14 protein-coding genes are annotated in these 17,211 nt (G+C 58.4%); 9 read left to right on the plus strand and 5 right to left on the minus strand.

Going from position 1 to position 17,211, the window contains the following annotated elements:
• Window positions 1-148 precede the first annotated feature (148 nt).
• Both H7B90_RS04605 and H7B90_RS04610 read left to right on the plus strand, forming a co-directional pair.
• Window positions 149-1,984 carry a sensor histidine kinase gene (locus H7B90_RS04605; RefSeq protein ID WP_185134708.1) on the plus strand — a complete coding sequence of 612 codons (1,836 nt, stop codon included), beginning with the start codon at window positions 149-151 and terminating at the stop codon, window positions 1,982-1,984.
• The gene (locus tag H7B90_RS04610; RefSeq protein ID WP_185134709.1) at window positions 1,959-3,593 is read left to right on the plus strand and encodes a response regulator; all 1,635 of its coding nucleotides are present in this window, start codon (window positions 1,959-1,961) and stop codon (window positions 3,591-3,593) included. Before H7B90_RS04605 ends, H7B90_RS04610 begins: the two co-directional genes overlap by 26 nt.
• 203 nt (window positions 3,594-3,796) lie before the next feature.
• On the opposite strand, the gene H7B90_RS04615 is transcribed toward H7B90_RS04610, so the two are convergent.
• Entirely contained in the window at window positions 3,797-4,546 is a 750-nt protein-coding gene (locus H7B90_RS04615) for an SDR family NAD(P)-dependent oxidoreductase (protein ID WP_185134710.1), read from the minus strand.
• Between the two features lie 149 nt (window positions 4,547-4,695).
• Complete coding sequence (locus H7B90_RS04620) at window positions 4,696-5,121, minus strand: SgcJ/EcaC family oxidoreductase (RefSeq protein WP_185134711.1); 426 nt, start codon at window positions 5,119-5,121, stop codon at window positions 4,696-4,698.
• A 184-nt stretch (window positions 5,122-5,305) separates the two neighbouring features.
• Between H7B90_RS04620 and H7B90_RS04625 the strand changes: the two genes are divergently transcribed.
• From H7B90_RS04625 to H7B90_RS04640, 4 genes are all read left to right on the plus strand, one after another.
• Window positions 5,306-5,800 carry a MarR family winged helix-turn-helix transcriptional regulator gene (locus H7B90_RS04625; RefSeq protein WP_185134712.1) on the plus strand — a complete coding sequence of 165 codons (495 nt, stop codon included), beginning with the start codon at window positions 5,306-5,308 and terminating at the stop codon, window positions 5,798-5,800.
• Between the two features lie 197 nt (window positions 5,801-5,997).
• On the plus strand, window positions 5,998-6,972 hold the full coding sequence (locus H7B90_RS04630; RefSeq protein ID WP_185134713.1) for an ABC transporter permease: 975 nt from the start codon (window positions 5,998-6,000) through the stop codon (window positions 6,970-6,972).
• A gap of 34 nt (window positions 6,973-7,006) precedes the next feature.
• Window positions 7,007-7,936 carry a carbohydrate ABC transporter permease gene (locus H7B90_RS04635; protein WP_185134714.1) on the plus strand — a complete coding sequence of 310 codons (930 nt, stop codon included), beginning with the start codon at window positions 7,007-7,009 and terminating at the stop codon, window positions 7,934-7,936.
• A 117-nt stretch (window positions 7,937-8,053) separates the two neighbouring features.
• Window positions 8,054-9,700: an ABC transporter substrate-binding protein gene (locus H7B90_RS04640; protein ID WP_185134715.1), complete on the plus strand. Its 1,647-nt coding sequence runs from the start codon at window positions 8,054-8,056 to the stop codon at window positions 9,698-9,700.
• 173 nt (window positions 9,701-9,873) lie between these two features.
• On the opposite strand, the gene H7B90_RS04645 is transcribed toward H7B90_RS04640, so the two are convergent.
• Window positions 9,874-10,251 carry a hypothetical protein gene (locus H7B90_RS04645; protein WP_185134716.1) on the minus strand — a complete coding sequence of 126 codons (378 nt, stop codon included), beginning with the start codon at window positions 10,249-10,251 and terminating at the stop codon, window positions 9,874-9,876.
• A gap of 291 nt (window positions 10,252-10,542) precedes the next feature.
• Here H7B90_RS04645 and H7B90_RS04650 point away from each other — a divergent pair, with 291 nt between their 5' ends.
• The 3 genes from H7B90_RS04650 (at window position 10,543) to rlmD (ending at window position 14,500) form a co-directional block, all read left to right on the plus strand.
• The gene (locus H7B90_RS04650) at window positions 10,543-11,328 is read left to right on the plus strand and encodes a sirohydrochlorin chelatase (protein WP_246578878.1); all 786 of its coding nucleotides are present in this window, start codon (window positions 10,543-10,545) and stop codon (window positions 11,326-11,328) included.
• A gap of 74 nt (window positions 11,329-11,402) precedes the next feature.
• Window positions 11,403-12,266: a YegS/Rv2252/BmrU family lipid kinase gene (locus H7B90_RS04655; RefSeq protein ID WP_373315997.1), complete on the plus strand. Its 864-nt coding sequence runs from the start codon at window positions 11,403-11,405 to the stop codon at window positions 12,264-12,266.
• A 560-nt stretch (window positions 12,267-12,826) separates the two neighbouring features.
• Window positions 12,827-14,500 carry a 23S rRNA (uracil(1939)-C(5))-methyltransferase RlmD gene (rlmD, locus tag H7B90_RS04660; protein ID WP_185134719.1) on the plus strand — a complete coding sequence of 558 codons (1,674 nt, stop codon included), beginning with the start codon at window positions 12,827-12,829 and terminating at the stop codon, window positions 14,498-14,500.
• 61 nt (window positions 14,501-14,561) lie between these two features.
• Here the strand turns inward: rlmD and H7B90_RS33595 are convergent, their stop codons facing one another.
• Together H7B90_RS33595 and H7B90_RS04670 are read right to left on the minus strand one after the other, a co-directional pair.
• Window positions 14,562-14,942 (minus strand): helix-turn-helix domain-containing protein, encoded by a 381-nt coding sequence (locus H7B90_RS33595; protein ID WP_185134720.1) that lies wholly within the window; start codon window positions 14,940-14,942, stop codon window positions 14,562-14,564.
• Between the two features lie 493 nt (window positions 14,943-15,435).
• Entirely contained in the window at window positions 15,436-17,190 is a 1,755-nt protein-coding gene (locus tag H7B90_RS04670) for an AlwI family type II restriction endonuclease (RefSeq protein WP_101808207.1), read from the minus strand.
• Window positions 17,191-17,211: the final 21 nt, after the last annotated feature.

Consider the following 17,211-nt stretch of genomic DNA (forward strand, 5'->3'; position numbering starts at 1 on the left):
GCCGCTTCTGCCGATGCCGCCGGCGACGCCAGCCTTCCTTCGACGCGGGCTGCCCAATTCGGCCGGCTTTTTCAACTTGCCCGTTTTCCTGTTATTAGGTTATTCTAGGTTTAAATTCTTATTTCGACATGGCTCTGGAGGGAATCCGATGCGAGTCTGGCAGTCGGTGCGGTTCCGCATCGTGTTCGGTTTCTTCCTGATCATCGCTCCGCTCGTTCTCTTCCTGATCTACAACAATCTGTACGCCACGCGGATCGTCCGGGAGCAGATCTCCGTCCATTACAGCAACCTGATGAACGCGCAGGTCGCCGCGAACGACGAGATACTGAGCAGCACGTCGGAGTTCCTCGTCCAGCTCGGGACCGTCAACGACTCGGAGGTGCTGTCGCTCAAGACGCTTCCGGTGGACGACGCCGACTATACGCTGGCGAAGGTCCGGCTGAACAACCGCTTCATCCTGGACCTCAGCTATTACAAGATGGTAGACACGTTCTTCGTGTATATGGAGAAGGACGGGAACCCTCTGTTCGCCACCCAGAACGGCTCCAAGTCTCCCGAATTGGACACTATGCTGAGAGAGTACAGCCAGAACATCGCCCGGCACGGCGCGCCCGAAGACGACAAGTGGCGGATCGTCACGCTGCCCGGAGACGACCATTACCTGATCAAGGCCCAGGACATCGATCTCGGCATGTACGCCGGCGCTCTCGTCGAAGTCGACGCCTTGGATAAAGCGCTTACGAAGTTCGACGTCGGCCCGGACGGAGCCGTCTATATCATGGACGGGAAGGGCGGCCTGCTCACCTCCGGACCGGTCCCGGCCAGCCAGGACGCGGAATTCCGTCAGGCCGTCCTGGAGATGAAGGAGCCTGTCGACACCATCCCGTACAAGGGCAAGAAGTATCTCGTCCTGTCGCAGCCGTCCCAATACTCCGACGTCCGCTACGTGATCGTGACGACGGAGCCGTATATTTTGAAGAACCTGCCGTTCTTCCAGAAGATGCTCTACTACTGGATTCCGCTTATCTCGGTGCTGGTCGTGACCGGCTACGTGCTGTTCCTGCAGCGCTTCATGTTCGGTCCGCTCGTCCGGTTGATCCGCGGGATGCGCCGGCTCGGGCTCGGCCGGTTCGACGTGAGGCTGCCCGCCCAGACCGACGGCAGCGAATTCTCGATCATGGCGACGACGTTCAACCAGATGGCCGAGCAGATCGAGAAGCTGAAGATCGACGTGTACGAGGAGCAGCTGCGGGTCCAGAGGGCGGAATACAAGCATCTGCAGGTGCAGATCAACCCGCACTTCTATACGAATACGCTCAACATTATTTATAACCTGGCGGCGCTCAAGGATTTCAAGTCGGTGCAGAAGCTGTCCCTTCACCTGGCCGATTACTTCCGCTTCCTCATGCACAGCCACCGGTCGGTCGTCCGGCTCGAGAACGAGCTTCGGCATATCGAGCACTACCTGGAGATCCAGAAGCTCAGGTACGTCGACAAGCTCGATTACGAGATTCGCGTGCCGCCGAAGCACCAGGCTTGCGAGATTCCGCCGCTTCTGCTGCAGCCCTTCGTGGAGAACGCCATCCTTCACGGGTTCAACCAGCGGGAGCAGGACGGCACGCCGTTCGTCGTGCGGATCTCTTCGGCGGACGATCCGGAGAGCCCGGACCGCATCGTCCGAGTGACCATTCAAGACAACGGCCCGGGCTTCCCGGAGACGATGCTGGAGGAGCTGCGCAGCGGCTCGTACATGGACGGCTCCGGCGAGCAGCACCTCGGCATCTGGAACATTCTGCACCGGTTCAAGATGCTGTACGGGGACGAAGGCGGCATCGCCTTCCGCAACGGACCGGATGGAGGGGCGATCGTCGAGGCGAGGCTGCCGTTCGCCCGGTCCGCCGTGCTGGACGATCCTCTGTCGCCGGAGGGGGAAGAACCCGATATGGAGGATGAATTCGATGCTTACGATGTTGGTAGTCGATGACGAGATCTACGCGCTCAAGGGGATTACCCAGGGCATCGATTGGAGCGACCTGCCGTTCGCTTCGATCCTGGAGGCCGACAACGTCAAGACCGCCATGAAGCTGATGGAAGCGCAGACCGTCGACCTCGTCATCTCCGACATCGAGATGCCGGGCGCGAACGGGATGGAGCTGCTGCGCTGGATTCACGCGAAGTTCCCGGGGGCGCTGGTCGTGTTCCTGACCGGCCACGCCCGGTTCGAATACGCCCGCGAAGCGCTGCAGCTCGGCTGCTTCGACTACGCGCTGAAGCCGATCGACCATGACGCCCTGAAGGGAATCGTCGTCCGCGCCGTCAAGGAGATCCAGAACCGGAAGAACCGGCAGGCGTTCGAGGAGACGCTCGAGGTGTACCGCCGCCAGTGGACGAACCAGCTTCCGATTCTGGTCGAGCGGTTCTGGCAGGACCTGCTGGCGGAGCGCGTGTCGCTCGAGCCCGGCCGGCTCGGCCGCGAGTTCGAGCAGTACGGCATTCCGCTGCGGGCGGGCGACCGCGTGCTTCCGGTGCTGCTGAGCATCGAGGAGTGGAGCGTCGAGATGAACGCCCGCGACGAGAGCATCATGGAATACGCGGTGCGCAAGGCGGCGGCGGAGACGATCGTCGGGGAGCTGCCCGGCGCCGTGTTCCAGGACCGCTCCGACCTGAATCTGGCGCTGCTGTACTTGCCGGACGGGGAGGAGGCGGACCGAGAGGAATTGATGGCCCGGTGCCGCCGGTACGTGGCCGCCTGCCAGGACTACTTCCACTGCCGGATCTCGTGCTACGTCGGCGGGCCGACCGCGATCGGCGAGCTGGCTGCGGCGATCGAACGCCTCGTACAGGCGGAGAGGTCGAACGTCTCGGCGCCGCAGTCGGTCATCGACGGGACCGCCGCCGGCGAAGCGGGAGGAAGCCTCGGCTCCGGCTCCGGCCCGGGAGCTGGGGCGGGAGCGCTGCCCTCGTTCGCGGACTGGAGCCTCCTGCTCGACGCGGGGCAGCACGAGGAGCTGCTGCGGCAGCTGGAGGAGACCGCAAAGCGGCTCCAGGACGAGAAGACGAGCCGCGAGACGCTCGAGCTGCTCTATCACGGGTTTCTTCATCTGATTTTCCAATCGGCGCACCGCCGGGGGCTGTCCGTCTACGAGACGCTGACCGTGCAGGAGATCGGCGATCCCCAGTCGCTTCGCACGCCGCAGCAGCTGCTCCAATGGGCCGCCCGGCTCGTAGACAAGGCCGCCCAGGCGTTCCACGACAAGCATAAGGACACGTCGGCGATCATCGCCAAGATCAACGCGTACATTCAGGACAATCTGCACCGGGAGCTCAGCCGCGACGACATCGCGGGCGAGGTGTACCGCAACCCGGCCTACCTGTCCCGCCTGTTCCGCAAGGAGACCGGGCTGTCGCTGTCCGAGTACATCGCGCACCAGCGCATCGAGCGGGCGAAGAAGCTGCTCGTGGAGACGAACGACAAGATCAGCCACATCGCGGAGGGGCTCGGCTACCTGCACTTCTCCTACTTCGCGAAGCTGTTCAAGAAGCTGACGGGACTGACGCCCCAGGATTACCGGAAGAAGCACCAGGCGATGTGAGGCGGGCGAGAATCGAATACGGTCGGCCAAAAGGAGATTGAGAAATAGGGAGCCTTCCCTGCTCTAGGCAGGGCGGCTCCCTATCTGTGTCGATTGCCGTCATTTCCCCGGAAATGCCGTCGCCGGCTCCGGTCCCATCGAACCCGAACGCGAACTCGTAACCCGAACCCGGACCCGAACTCGAACCCGGTAGGCGTCCGCCTTCACTTGCCGCCCGTGACGCGAATCTCTTCTCCGTTGACGAAGCTGTTCGCGGCCGAGCCCAAGTACGCGATCAGATTGGCGACGTCGTCCGGCGTGCCGAGCCTTCCGGTCGGGAACGAGCGGGCGTATTCCTCGAGCACGGCCGGAGGGAAGGCATGGGTCACCCATTCCGACAACGTGAGCTCGGGGATGACGACGTTGGAATAAATTCCGTCGGCCGCCAGCTCCGAGGCCAGCGCCCGGCTGAACCCGTGCAGCGCCGCCTTGCTCGCGAGGTTGGCCGTATGGCCGGGCTTCCCGTCCCGAACGAGGCTGGACGACACGAACACGATCCGGCCCCAGCCGCCTCGCTTCATGAGCGGAACGGCCGCCCGCGTGACCTTGTACGTGCCTGTGACGGTCCGATCGAGGACGTCGGACCAGGCTTCGCCCGAACCTTCGTCGATAGGGGCTTCCTCGCCCCAGCGAACGGCGTTGTTCACGAGCACGTCCAGTCCGCCGCGCTCCCGCTCGATCCGGTCGAAGGCGTCGCGAACGCTTCGCTCGTCGCCTAATACCAGACGAAGCGCTTCGCAGGACCCGCCGGACCGCCGAATGTCTTCGGCGGTCCGGTTCGCGAGCTCCCGGTTGGAGGAGTAAGTCACATATACATAGGCGCTCTCCGCGGCGAATCGGACGGCCGCCGCCTTGCCGATTCCGCGGGAGCCGCCGGTAATCAGAACCGTTCTGCCTGCTAATCCGTAGTCCAAAGAGAACTCGCCTCGCTTCCATAATCAGAGTCGGAGCCGGGAATCGCCGCCGATCCTCGGCCCGAGAGTCGCCATTCCATGCCGTCACCGAGAGCCATCGCCGATAACCGTCACCGAGAAAGCCGTCGCGGACAGCCCTCGCCCGGGCATCAGCGCCGGGGACCCGGCATCTCTTGAATCCGGCAGTTGTGGAACGCCGTGATCTTCCACTCGCCGCCGGCCTTGACGACCACGTTCGTGTTGATCGAGCCCCGGTCGTTCGGATCCTGCGCGGGAGAGGCGAGCTGGGCTTCTCCGATCGCGTGGACGATCGCGACTTCGGGGGAGAGGAAGCGGAGCTCGGCTCCGGATTCGGCGCTGGACTTCAGCATCGAGCCCTTCAGCGGCCCGTTGAACAGCATCTGGTGGACGTCGGCGATCTGCCTTCTTCCCTTCAGGCGCTGTCCCATGAACGTCACGTAATCGGCGTCCTCCGTGAAGCAGAGGCCGTAAGCTTCTCCGTCGGCTCGGTTCCAGGCTTCGCTTAACCGTGCGAACAGCTCGTCAATCGCCTTGCGGTCTTCTTGATTCGTCATTGTACATCGTTCCTCTCCTAATAGGTTTGTTGGCGGTGCTTAGCGGTTGTGGTATACTTGGTCGCAATAAAGCTTGATTCGCCATACATCTTAATCGAATGCATATCTTAATCGAACATATATCTTAACCAACAATATATCTTGATCGATTAAGATATTCAAATCATAACGCGGAGGTTTCGCTATGTCAACCCCTATTTTCGATGCCGATACGCCCGATCTGTCCGCCGCCCGCCAGCAATTGGTTCAGGAGCTGCGCCAGAACAGCGCGAGAGCCGTCATGTTCCACCAGCTGATCTCGGAGAAGCTGGGCCTGAACGCCACCGATCACAAGTGCCTCGACTACTTGAACCGCTCCGGTCCCGTCACGGCGGGCCAACTGGCCCAGCTCACGGGACTTACGACGGGTGCGGTCACGAGCGTCATCGACCGGCTGGAGCAGGCGGGGTACGTCATCCGGGACAAGGATCCGAACGACCGGAGAAGAGTCGTCGTGAAGCCCGCGCCGGCGGGGGCGGACAACATCTCCCCTCTTTTCCAATCGATCATGGACTCCACCCTCGAGCTTCTCTCGCGGTACGACGAGCAGCAGACGCTCCTCCTGCTGGACTTCATCAAGCGGTGCAACGAGATGACCCTGACCGAGATGAACAGGATCAAAGGAATCGGCGATTCGTAGGACGGTCCCTGCCGGGGCCGTTCTTCATGCGCGCATCGGGGCTCGTCCGGGAGGACGTTCCTCGGCAACAATCGGGCGGCCGAAAAATCACAATAGTGCTATGTCGGTCACCTCAGTAGATAGATGGAAAACGTTTTATACCTTTAAATAAGGAGTGTGGAGAGATTATTAGAGGCAGAAAAGGAACGTGATCCCGGATGGAACAAGCGGCGCAGCCGAACCAAGCGGTCCTCTCGGAGACCGGCAAGCGGCAAAAGCAAAACGTCGGCTATTGGCGGAAATACGGCGTCTTCTACCTGATGATGGCGCCCGCGCTGATCGTGTTGCTCGTCAACAACTACCTTCCGATGATCGGCTCGATCATCGCCTTCAAGAACGTCAACTACCAGACGGGCGTCTTCAACAGCCCGTGGGTCGGCTGGGATAACTTCAGCTATCTGTTCAGCACGACGGACGCCTGGAACATCACGCGGAACACGATCATCTACAACGTCGTGTTCATCACGCTGAACCTGATCATCGGCGTCTCGCTCGCCCTGATGTTCAATTCCATGCGCAGCCGCAAGCTGGCCAAGTTCCACCAGACGATGATGTTCCTGCCCTACTTCCTGTCGTGGGTCATCATCACTTACCTGGTCTACGGCTTCCTCAATCCGGAGATCGGGCTGCTGAACAAGACGATTCTTCCGTGGTTCGGGTCGGATACGATGATCGACTGGTACACGGATCCGAAGTATTGGCCGTTCATCCTGCCGATCGTCAACACGTGGAAGGGGATCGGGTATTACGCGGTCTTCTACCTGGCGGCGATCATCGGCATCGACAAGGAGTATTACGAAGCGGCGACGATCGACGGAGCCTCGAAGTGGCGGCAGATCTGGTCGATCACCGTCCCGCTCATCCGCCCGGTCATCATCGTCCTGACGATGCTGCAGATCGGCCGGATCTTCTACTCGGACTTCGGCCTGTTCTACCAGGTGACCCGGAACGCGGGTTCGCTGTACGACACGACGCTCGTTATCGACACGTACGTCTACCAAGGCCTCGTGGTCACCGGAGACTTCGGAATGTCCTCGGCGGCGGGTCTGTACCAAGCGGTCGTCGGGTTCGTGCTCGTCTTCGTCAGCAACCTTATCATACGCCGGATCAGCAGGGAGGACGCGCTGTTCTAATCGGAACGGCCCGTCCTGGAGGGAGGAATATCGAATGGCTACAATCGCGGCTGCCAAGAAGGAAAAGTCGGTTATGGATATCTCGAAGCCGGCCAATTTCGCGATCAACGTCTTTTTCTGGATCTATACGGCGATCTGCATCATCCCGCTCATCCTCGTCCTGGTCGTGTCCTTCACGGACGAGAAGACGGTACTGCTCAACGGGTACAGCTTGTTCCCGAGCAAGCTCAGCCTGTCCGCCTACGACTTCCTGCTGAACGACTGGCTGAACGTCGTCCGGTCGTACGGGATCTCGATTCTCGTCACCGTCGTCGGCACGATCGTCTCGCTGACCGTCATGGCGCTGTTCGCCTACCCGATCTCGAGAAGAGACTTCAAGCATCGCGGCCTGTTCTCGTTCATCATGGTGTTCACGATTCTGTACAACGCGGGACTCGTTCCGTTCTATATGATGTACACCCAATACCTGCACCTGCAGAATTCGATTCTGGCGCTTATGATTCCTTACATCGTTCAAGCGTTCTTCGTCCTCGTCATGCGGACGTTCTTCTCGAACTCGATACCGACCGAACTGATCGAATCGGCCAAGATCGACGGAGCCGGCGAATGGCGCATCTTCGCCCAGATCGTCCTGCCTCTGTCGCTGCCGGTGCTCGCCAGCGTCGGGCTGCTGTGCACGCTGAACTATTGGAACGACTGGTGGCTCAGCATGCTGTTCATCAACGACAACATCCACATCAACATTCAGTACCGGATGTACAAGGCGTTGCAGGACTTGCAGTTCCTCAGCTCGAACTCTACCGCGTATGCGGCGATTCTGGCGCAGAACCCGAACTTCCAGCTTCCGAGCGAGACGGTTCGGATGGCGATGGCCGTCGTCGGGATCGGCCCGATCGTGTTCGCTTATCCGTTCTTCCAGCGTTACTTCATCCAAGGCTTGACGGTCGGCGCGGTCAAAGGGTAATTCAAGGGCGACCGTTCCGTTCCAAGGCGCAAGCGGGTACCCGCGGCTGTCGGCTTCTTCCGGTTACCGGCCGGTTGAGCATATAAGCATTCATCTATAAAAGGGAGGCAACACACTATGCTCAGTAAGAGCAAGCGCTTCAAAAGCACGACCCTGCTTATGGCCGTCGTCCTGATGATGTCGCTCGTCCTCGCGGCGTGCGGCGGCAATAACGGCAACGAAGGCTCCTCCTCTTCGCCGTCGGGTTCCCCGTCGGCCTCGCCGTCGGCGTCTCCGTCGGCCACCGACTCGGCATCCCCTTCGGCCTCGCCGTCGGCTTCGCCTTCCGAATCCTCAGGCGTCGACGTCTCGAAGCTGGAGCCGTACGAGATCAAGGTTCTGTGGGAAGGTCCGGCCCAGAAGGACTTCCCGGCGGTCGAAGCCGCCATCAACGAATATCTCAAGCCGAAGATCAACGCCACGGTCAAGCTGTCCACGCTGGACTGGGGCCAATACAACGACAAGATGCCGCTGCTCATCGCCGGACGCTCGCCGATGGACGTCGTGTTCACGGCCCAATGGAACGGCCACGCGAACAACGTCGCCAAGGGCGGCTTCCTCGCCCTGAACGATCCGAAGGGCCCGGCCGGCAACCTGCTTGAGCAATACGGCCAAGACATTATCAAGACGCTCGACCCGGCGTTCCTCGAAGGCGCGAAGATCAACGGCTTCAACTACGGCGTGCCGACGAACAAGGAATTGGCCGCTCAAGGCGGCGTGCTGTACCGCACCGACATCGCCGAAGAGCTCGGCCTGACCGAGCAGCTGAAGAACGTGAAGACGGTCGCCGACCTCGAGCCGATCCTCAAGACGGTCAAGGAGAAGAAGGGCAGCGCCATCATCCCGCTGTTCCTGAAGGACGGCGAGACGTTCAACACGCACTACATGATCCAGCACGACTACCTGGGCGACACGACGATCGACGGTCTCGTGCGCAAAGACGGCGAAGACTCGAAGGTCATCAGCCGCTTCGAGGATCCGGCTTACATGGATCAATTGAAGCTGACCCGCAAGTTCTTCGAAGAAGGTCTGATTAACAAGGACGCCGCTACGACGACTCTCGGCACGCAAGACGCGATGAAGAAGGGCAACGTGTTCATGATCACGTCGTCCATGAAGCCGGGCAAGGACGCCGAGTTCGCGAACGCCGTCGCTCTGCCGGGCAAGATCGGCCAGATCAACCTCGGGCCGCGCACGGTATCGACGGGCGAGACGGCAGGCTCCATGCTGGGCATCTCCTCCACGTCTAAGGATCCGGCCCGCGCGATGATGTTCATCAACCTGCTGCACTCCGACAAGTACCTGAACAACCTGATCAACTTCGGTATCGAAGGCAAGCACTACGTGAAGGTGTCCGATAACGTCATCAAGCCGGGCCCGAACTCGGCCGACTACAACCCGGGCGTCGCTTGGGAGCTGGGCAACCAATTCCTGAACTACACGTTCGAGACGGAAGCTCCGGACAAGTGGGACCAATTCAAGATCTTCAACGAAGGCGCTCACAAGTCGCCGGCCCTCGGCTTCACGTTCGACGTCGAGCCGGTGAAGTCGCAAGCCGCCATCCTGATCAACGTCGGCAAGCAATACGCCGCCGCTCTGGAGACGGGCTCCATCGACCCGGCGAAGGCGCAAGAATGGTACGACAAAGAGAAGAAGAACGGCCTCGACAAGGTTCTGGCCGAGAAGCAGAAGCAGCTCGACGCGTTCCTCGCCAGCAAGAAGTAAGAGGAGCTTGATCGTTCAAGGCTTGGCGGAAGGTAGATAGAGGCTTAACAGGGTAGACAAAGGTTAGATGTTCAGAGGATGGACCATCGATTGCGGAAGACCGTCAAGGGAGCTTGGCGGTCTTTTCGCTATGTACGAAGAAGAAATATGGATGCCCTTCTATAGACAAGCTCTCACGGCCATGCTTCGTCGACCCCTTCGAGCTCGGGAAGCCCCGCCTTGCGCCGCTGCTCGATGATATATTGGACGTACCACTCCGGGTTCTCGGTATTTCTCCGGATCGAGCGGATCGTCCCCAACCAGCGGTCGTTCCAGCTCATGCCGTCGGAGTTCACGTGTCCCCGCTTCTCCATCTCGATCGTCTGGTCGTACGCGGAGGCGGCACCGACACGCATACGGGGCGTATCGAGCAGGATCACGTTGCCGTGCCCGTCCCGCCTGGTGTCGAGTTCGCCGCCCCTTTCCTTCAGCACCGCGTAAGTTCCCGCCGCCGCTACAAATAGAACTGCGACTGCGGCGAGCGAACCGAGAATCCACAGAACGACGTTCATCTTCCGGCCTCCCGAAGCAAGGCAGATGCGGACTCCGTATGACCGAATCAGTCCGGCTATCTCGATTATAGCGCAAGACGTCCTTCCGACAAGAATGTTTTGGCTATGAGCGCTGCTAACCGTCGGCCTTCCAGCCCCCCTTCCCCGCTGCCGTCCGCCTGTCGCCCGATCCCGCGGCGGGCGCGGTCATCGGGCGGACTGGGGTTCGTTGACATTGGGTTGACGTTTCGATAGCATGAATGAGTAGGGTATTAATGAGATCGGTCGTACGACTAGATGGAGGGATCAGGCGTGAAGCCCGGAGTTCTGGTCATTAGCCACGGATCCCAAGAGCGCGGATGGGTCGATCGGGTCGAAGAGACGGTGGAGGGCGTGCGCGCGAAGCTGGGCGGCGGCGTCCCCGTCGAATGCTCCTATCTGGAGCTGGTGGAAGGAAGACTCATTCAGGACGGAATCGAGAGGCTGGAGGCGCAAGGCGTCACCGACCTTCTCGCGATTCCGCTGTTCGTCTCGGCCGGCAGCACGCACGTCGACGAGATCGGCTGGTCGCTCGGCGCCTACGAGGAGCCGCGCCGTCCGACCGACCTGGAGCGGTGCCGGGTGAACGCGCGGCTGACGTACGGGAAGCCGATCGCGGACGATCCGGAGATCGCCGAGGTGCTGCTCGACAAGCTGAAGGAGTCTTCAGTCTCCTCGGAGCCGTCGAAGGAGTGCCTGCTGCTGATCGGACACGGCAGCGAGGAGCCGTGGTTCCGCGAGGAGTGGAAGCGGGGGCTGGAAGGCTTGGCCGCGCGGATGAAGAGGGTCGGCGGATACGCTGGCGCCGCGGTCGCCCTGCTGCGCCCGGAAGAGGTCGCGGAGCGGGTCCGGGAGCTTCGCGGGAGCCATCCGCGGGGGACGGCGATCGTGGCGGTTCCGGTTTTCGTCAGTGAAGGGTACTTCACGTCGTCGGTCATTCCGAAGCGGCTCGAGGGCACGGGCTGCCGGTACGCGGAGGGGTCTCTCATCCCGCATCCGAAGGTGGAGGAGTGGATCCGGCGCCAGGCGTCGGAGTGGTTGGAATCGTTGTCGGTCTAGAGCCAAAGAGGGGGAGCAAGTTGGAGAAAATCAGAGCGCGGTTAATCTACAATCCGACTTCCGGAAGGGAGGAGATGAGGCGGCGTCTTCCCTATATTCTGCAGCGGTTGGAGCAGGGCGGAATCGAGACGTCGTGCCACGCGACCGAGGCCAAGGGGGACGCCATCTCGGCCGCCTCCGAAGCGGTGGAGCGGGGATACGATCTTATTATCGCGGCGGGCGGGGACGGCACCTTGAACGAGGTCGTCAACGGCATGAGCGGACACGCGATCCGGCCGGCGCTGGGCGTGCTGCCGATGGGGACGTCGAACGACTTCGCCCGGGCGCTCGGCATTCCGAAGCGGTGGCAGAGCGCGGTCGACCTGATCGTGAAGCGGCATTCCCGCCCGGTCGACATCGGCATCGCGGACGACAGCTACTTCATCAATATCGCGGGCGGCGGCTTCCTGACCGACCTGTCGTACGAGGTGCCGAGCCGCCTGAAGACGATGATCGGGCAGCTCGCTTATTACGTGAAGGGGTTCGAGAAAATCACGCATTTCCGTCCGACGAACCTGCGCATCTCCGCCGAAGGGCACGAGGACATCGAAGGGGAGTTCATGCTGTTCCTCATCGCGAACAGTCCTTCGATCGCCGGCTTCGAGAAGCTGGCCCCGCAGGCGATGCCGGACGACGGCTTGTTCGACGTGCTGGCGATGAAGAAGTGCAACCTCGCGGAGATGATCCGCATCGCGTCGATGGCCGTGCGCGGGGAGCATCTGAACGACCCGCACATGATCCACTTCCAGACGAGCCGGATCGTCGTGGAGACGGACGACCGCGTTCAGCTCAACCTCGACGGCGAATACGGCGGCACGCTGCCGCGCACGTTCTCGGTGCTGCCCGCGCATCTGCGCGTGATGGTGGACGAGGACGGGAATTCTTCGTATCACCGGTAGCGGGCGTCGGCTCGGCCGCTCGGTCGGCTTGGTCAGCTCGGATGCGGGGGAGCGCGGGATGGCGGATGAGAACAGGAATGGTTCGTATCCTTAAGTAGCAGCAACTTGCTTCTTGGCGGGCCTGAATGCGGATGAGCGAGGGATTGCGGGTTCGCGAACGGAATCGACAGAGCGACGGCCCCGGGATGTCGGAAGGGGATCTACATAGTAGCGATGAAGAGGGAGGGCGCTGCCCTCCCTTGCTTGATAGTGTTTCGCTCCGCAATCCCTTCCCGATCTCCCTGCCGCCACTTCCCCATCCCTCCGCCGACTTCGGAGCGGCCGCTAACGGAACTCGCGGACCTTATTGCAGCAGGGATACGGTTTTTCGGATTTTAACGGAACGGAGCGCTCTTATTGGGCGGCGGTAGGGCGATTAGGTTCGGATTGGAGACCCGTAACGTCTTCCCGTTCCGTTAGAATTCCGAATGAGGCTTCTCGGGCCGAACAGCGGCCGCCAGTTCCATAAGGGCTGGTAGCGGGTGGACGGCGGGAGTACGATTTGCGGGCATTGGTTGGACATGCGCGAGCGTGTGTCGAAGGCAGGATCGGTATGCGAAAAGGCGAGAACGGAAAGAGGGTTAGGCGCAGTGGCACGTCAACAGAGAGGTTCATCCAAGCAGGGTCGGGGAGCGTCGGGTTCTTCGGATCGGAGAGAGGGGCGTCGGCCGGGCGGCGGCGGTATCGGCTCGTCCCGCGACTCGTCGCGGGGATCGGAGAAAAGCGGGCGGATAACCGGCGTTCCGGTCGAGGCGGGGCAGTCGGTCGAGCTTAGCATCGTCGGCTTGACGCATGAAGGCGAAGGGGTGGGCCGCGTCGAGGGCTACACCCTGTTCGTGCGCGGCGCCTTGCCCGGCGACCGGGTGCGCGCCGAAGTCGCGAGCATCGGCAAGTCGTTCGGCCGCGCGCGGATGACCGAGCTGCTCTCCGCCAGCGAAGACCGGCGGGCCGCGCCTTGCCCGATCTATGACAGCTGCGGCGGCTGCCAGCTCCAGCATTGGGACTATGCCGCCCAGCTTCGCTGGAAGCGCCAGCACGTCGCCGACAGCCTCGCGCGCATCGGCAAGCTGCCGGTCGCTCCGTTCGAAGCTTCGGCTTCGGCGGCAGACGGATCGGCTGCCGTTGGTGGGGATGCCACCGCCGCCGCGTCCGAACGAGCCCCCATCGTCGTCCATCCCGTTATCGGCATGGAGGAGCCTTGGCGCTACCGCAACAAGGCCCAGGTTCCGATCGGCTCCAGCATAGCGGGCGGCCTGCTCATCGGCGGCTTCTTCGAGCAGGGCAGCCACGACATCGTCGACATGGACGCCTGCCTCATCCAGCAGGAGCCGAACGAAGAGACCGTTCGCGCCGTCAAGGAAACCGCCCGGTCTCTCGGCTACAGCTCGTACGACCGCGAGACCGGCCGCGGGCTGCTGCGCCATGTCGTCGTGCGCCATGCGGCCGCGACCGGCGAGCGGATGGTCGTGCTCGTGACGAACGGCCGCGACCTGCCGCACGAGGACGAGCTCGTGGCACTCATCCGCGAGCGCGTGCCCGGCGTCGCCAGCGTCTGTCAGAACGTGAACACGGCGCGCACGCCCGTCGTGTTCGGCGACGAGACCCGCGTCTTGTGGGGCAACGACGTCATCTACGACGACATCGGGGGCATCCGCTTCGCGATCTCCGCGCGCTCCTTCTTCCAGGTGAACCCGACGCAGACCGAGCGCTTGTACCGCGCCGCGGTGGAATACGCCGCCCTCACCGGCGAGGAGACGGTGGTCGACGCCTATTGCGGCATCGGAACGATCACCTTGTTCCTCGCCAAGCACGCGCGCCGCGTCTATGGCGTCGAGATCGTCCCCGAAGCGATCGAGGACGCTCGCCGCAACGCCGCGCTGAACGGCATCGCCAACGCCGAATTCGCCGTCGGCGCCGCCGAAGACATCCTGCCGCGGTGGCAGGCAGCCGGGGTGTCGCCCGACGTCATCGTCGTCGACCCTCCCCGCAAGGGCTGCGACCCGCGCCTGCTCGACACGATGCTGCAGCTTCGCCCGCAGCGCATCGTCTACGTCTCGTGCAACCCGTCCACGCTGGCCCGCGACCTTCGCGTCCTGGAGGACGGCGGCTACCGCACGATCGAGGCCCAGCCGGTGGATATGTTCCCGCATACGGTGCATGTGGAGTGTTGCTCACTGTTGGTCAGGAAAGACTAATAGTTGAGGTGTATTGGCGGAAATAGTAAAGAGGGGCGATACGCCCCTCTATTTTTCTGCCCTAATATGTACTGTCAGTCATGCAGTTAATGACGTAGACGTTAGCGGACTTTCCACCTCGCTTTATGTCTATTTGACTATGTACAGTAATCAAGCCCTCGTCATTGAACTCTTTAAGGACACGTTGAACGGTTCTTTTCGATACATTGCTTTGCTCAGCTATCTCAGCTACCTTGAGCCAACAAACACCAAAATAGGTACGCGAATTAAGTTGCAGAGTATTGAGAACAGATTCCATTGACGAGGTAAGTTCATAAATTTCATAAATCTTGGAGATAGTTTGGTTAAGTTCTTCTTCGTTGTTAAAGGTTTGGTAGCGTCTATAATCATGCCAATACTTTTCTGTTCTTTTACGAAATAACCTAGGTTGTAAATTACTCATGACTACCTTTTTCCCTTTCTTTTTTAAGTAGTTTGAGTGTTTTGAAATTGATTATCGTTGTTATTGTACAAAGTATTGCTACTGCGATTGAAATAATAATGATTAATAGATTCAACATAATCACCCCTGAGTCAAGTTTTTCTATTCATCAAATACAGTATCACACACTTAGGAAAATGACAAATTCTGGATATTTACAATACGTTTTTTCTATTGTATAATACAGCTTTTTCATTTTAAGGGGACTCAAGAAGGAATAATGTGCGTCAAACACCATTTCAGAAAAATTTTGTGCGTAGCAGTCGAGGGTAAACTCTGCCGCACTAACAAAAACCGATTCATTCGACACCCGGTAGGTCTAATTAGAAGCCCTTAAAGCCCCTTAGAGCAATTAAAAGAGCCGCCCATGTTTGGGTGGCTCTATGTTTATTCTTTGCCATTCTGTCAGTTTTACTGAATTAAGTTACCTCAATCATAGGTATTTGCCTTCAACCTACCCCAAGAAACCATCAACTACTTTTTGAATTTCTCTCTTCCAAGCAGGAGCATGTGCATTTCTAGGAATTAAACATGTGTCCAGTACCCTTCTGAACTCTTTATTGTCATAGCGGTTCGTAACATATTTTTCCATCATTAAAATGAATTGCTTTAGTGTAATCGGTACAATGTTAATGAAATCTGGTTCGTCTCCTGTGTACCAAACGCCAACACGGAATGTTTCTGCTGTATTATTATCAATGGAACGTGCTAAGAACAATCCGTAAACAGGTTTTCCACTTGCCGCGGCGACCTTTGCTTTTTCTTTTGCAACGTGCCTACGGACTGGTTCGCCTTCTGCGGCTTCTTGGCGTGATGAAGTTGTTAGAGTTACCTCCACTACCAGAACATAGTCCTCAAATTCGAATATCAAATCGGGACCGCCACCGGGGGCACAACCTAACGGGAAAAAGTCTTGGTCAACCTTAAATCTCCTTGCTTCATGCGGTTTGTTTACAAGTTGATTAATAGCTAGAAACGCTCTCCATACCGCCCATTCCAAGTATGCAGGTTCGTCTTCAATATCAATATCATACGTTTCTTCATCAATCGGTTGCTTATCAATCTTTTTGAGATAAGCAATAATTTCCTTTACTTGTTCCTCTTCATCTTGTTGGGACGCATAATTCTTTTCTAGGACTTGTTGGTATAATACCTCAAGTCTAAGTCGTACTTGATTCAAATCAGCAACTTCTTGCGTCTCTGGTATAGTCGGTACTAATGCTTCATCCATACCGGAGTCAATGAGAAGTTGACGGAATCTAACGATTTCTTCTCTAGCCGTAATTTCATTATCAGTTGGAAGTTGAGAACCGTTCCAAAGACGAGTTAGATATTCTTTGCCGTTTTCTTTACCGATAATCCGACGGTCAACTGAAATGATTGCGTTGATTATTGGTAACTTTTTATCACTAAGAATAAGCCGTTTTCCCTTTAATGAGACAAGTCCCGTTAATCGTGGGTATCTGAAATTCACGTCAGCGTAATCCTTTAGCGAATCCCTTTGTAAACCAACACTAGCGGCAATACGTTCTAACAAGGCGTTATCCACTCTACGTTTTGCAACTCTACCTGTGACCGCATTTCTTTCGGCTCTAAATTCAAGGATTTTTTCAACAACTTCATCAACAGACTTGTGGTCTCGATAAATTTGCACTATCCCCATTTCAACTTTGCTTAAGCCTTCCGAGTTTTCAAGTGAACCCAACCTTTGAAGCACTTGTAAGATAAAAATAAATGGGTTAAAACTTTCTTCGCCGTTAGTCGGTTCAATCACAGAAGGAATCTCATATGCAAGTAATGCTCTTAGCATACATTCTTGTTGTTCCTGAACTGTTTCGGCGTTTATCATTCTTTGACCACTTGGCGTAATCTCATAAGCGCGACCAGTCAACCCGTACTCTGGATTTTCAGCCACAACTTCTAAAATTGCAGGGTCTTTTTCGTCCGGTCTTAAATCTCTTTTGAATTTATGCGTGATAAATCCAAGTTGAGATAAGCAGGAACGCCATTTACGTCCCATATCGCTGTAATCTCTCTGCTTGTTTGCAATTTCAATAACGCCTGCTCTATCAAGTTCATCAGCAAATAAACGCTCTTGCGATTTACCGATGATATTACCGTTTAACGTATTCTTAAGTACAATCAAACCTTCACGTATTCGTAAAGGATTTCTTACAGTTGTATTACCAAAATGCCACGGAGAACTCATACGGCACACCTCGACAATTGT

This window comes from Cohnella xylanilytica (assembly GCF_014212175.1).
Lineage (GTDB): Bacteria > Bacillota > Bacilli > Paenibacillales > Paenibacillaceae > Cohnella > Cohnella xylanilytica.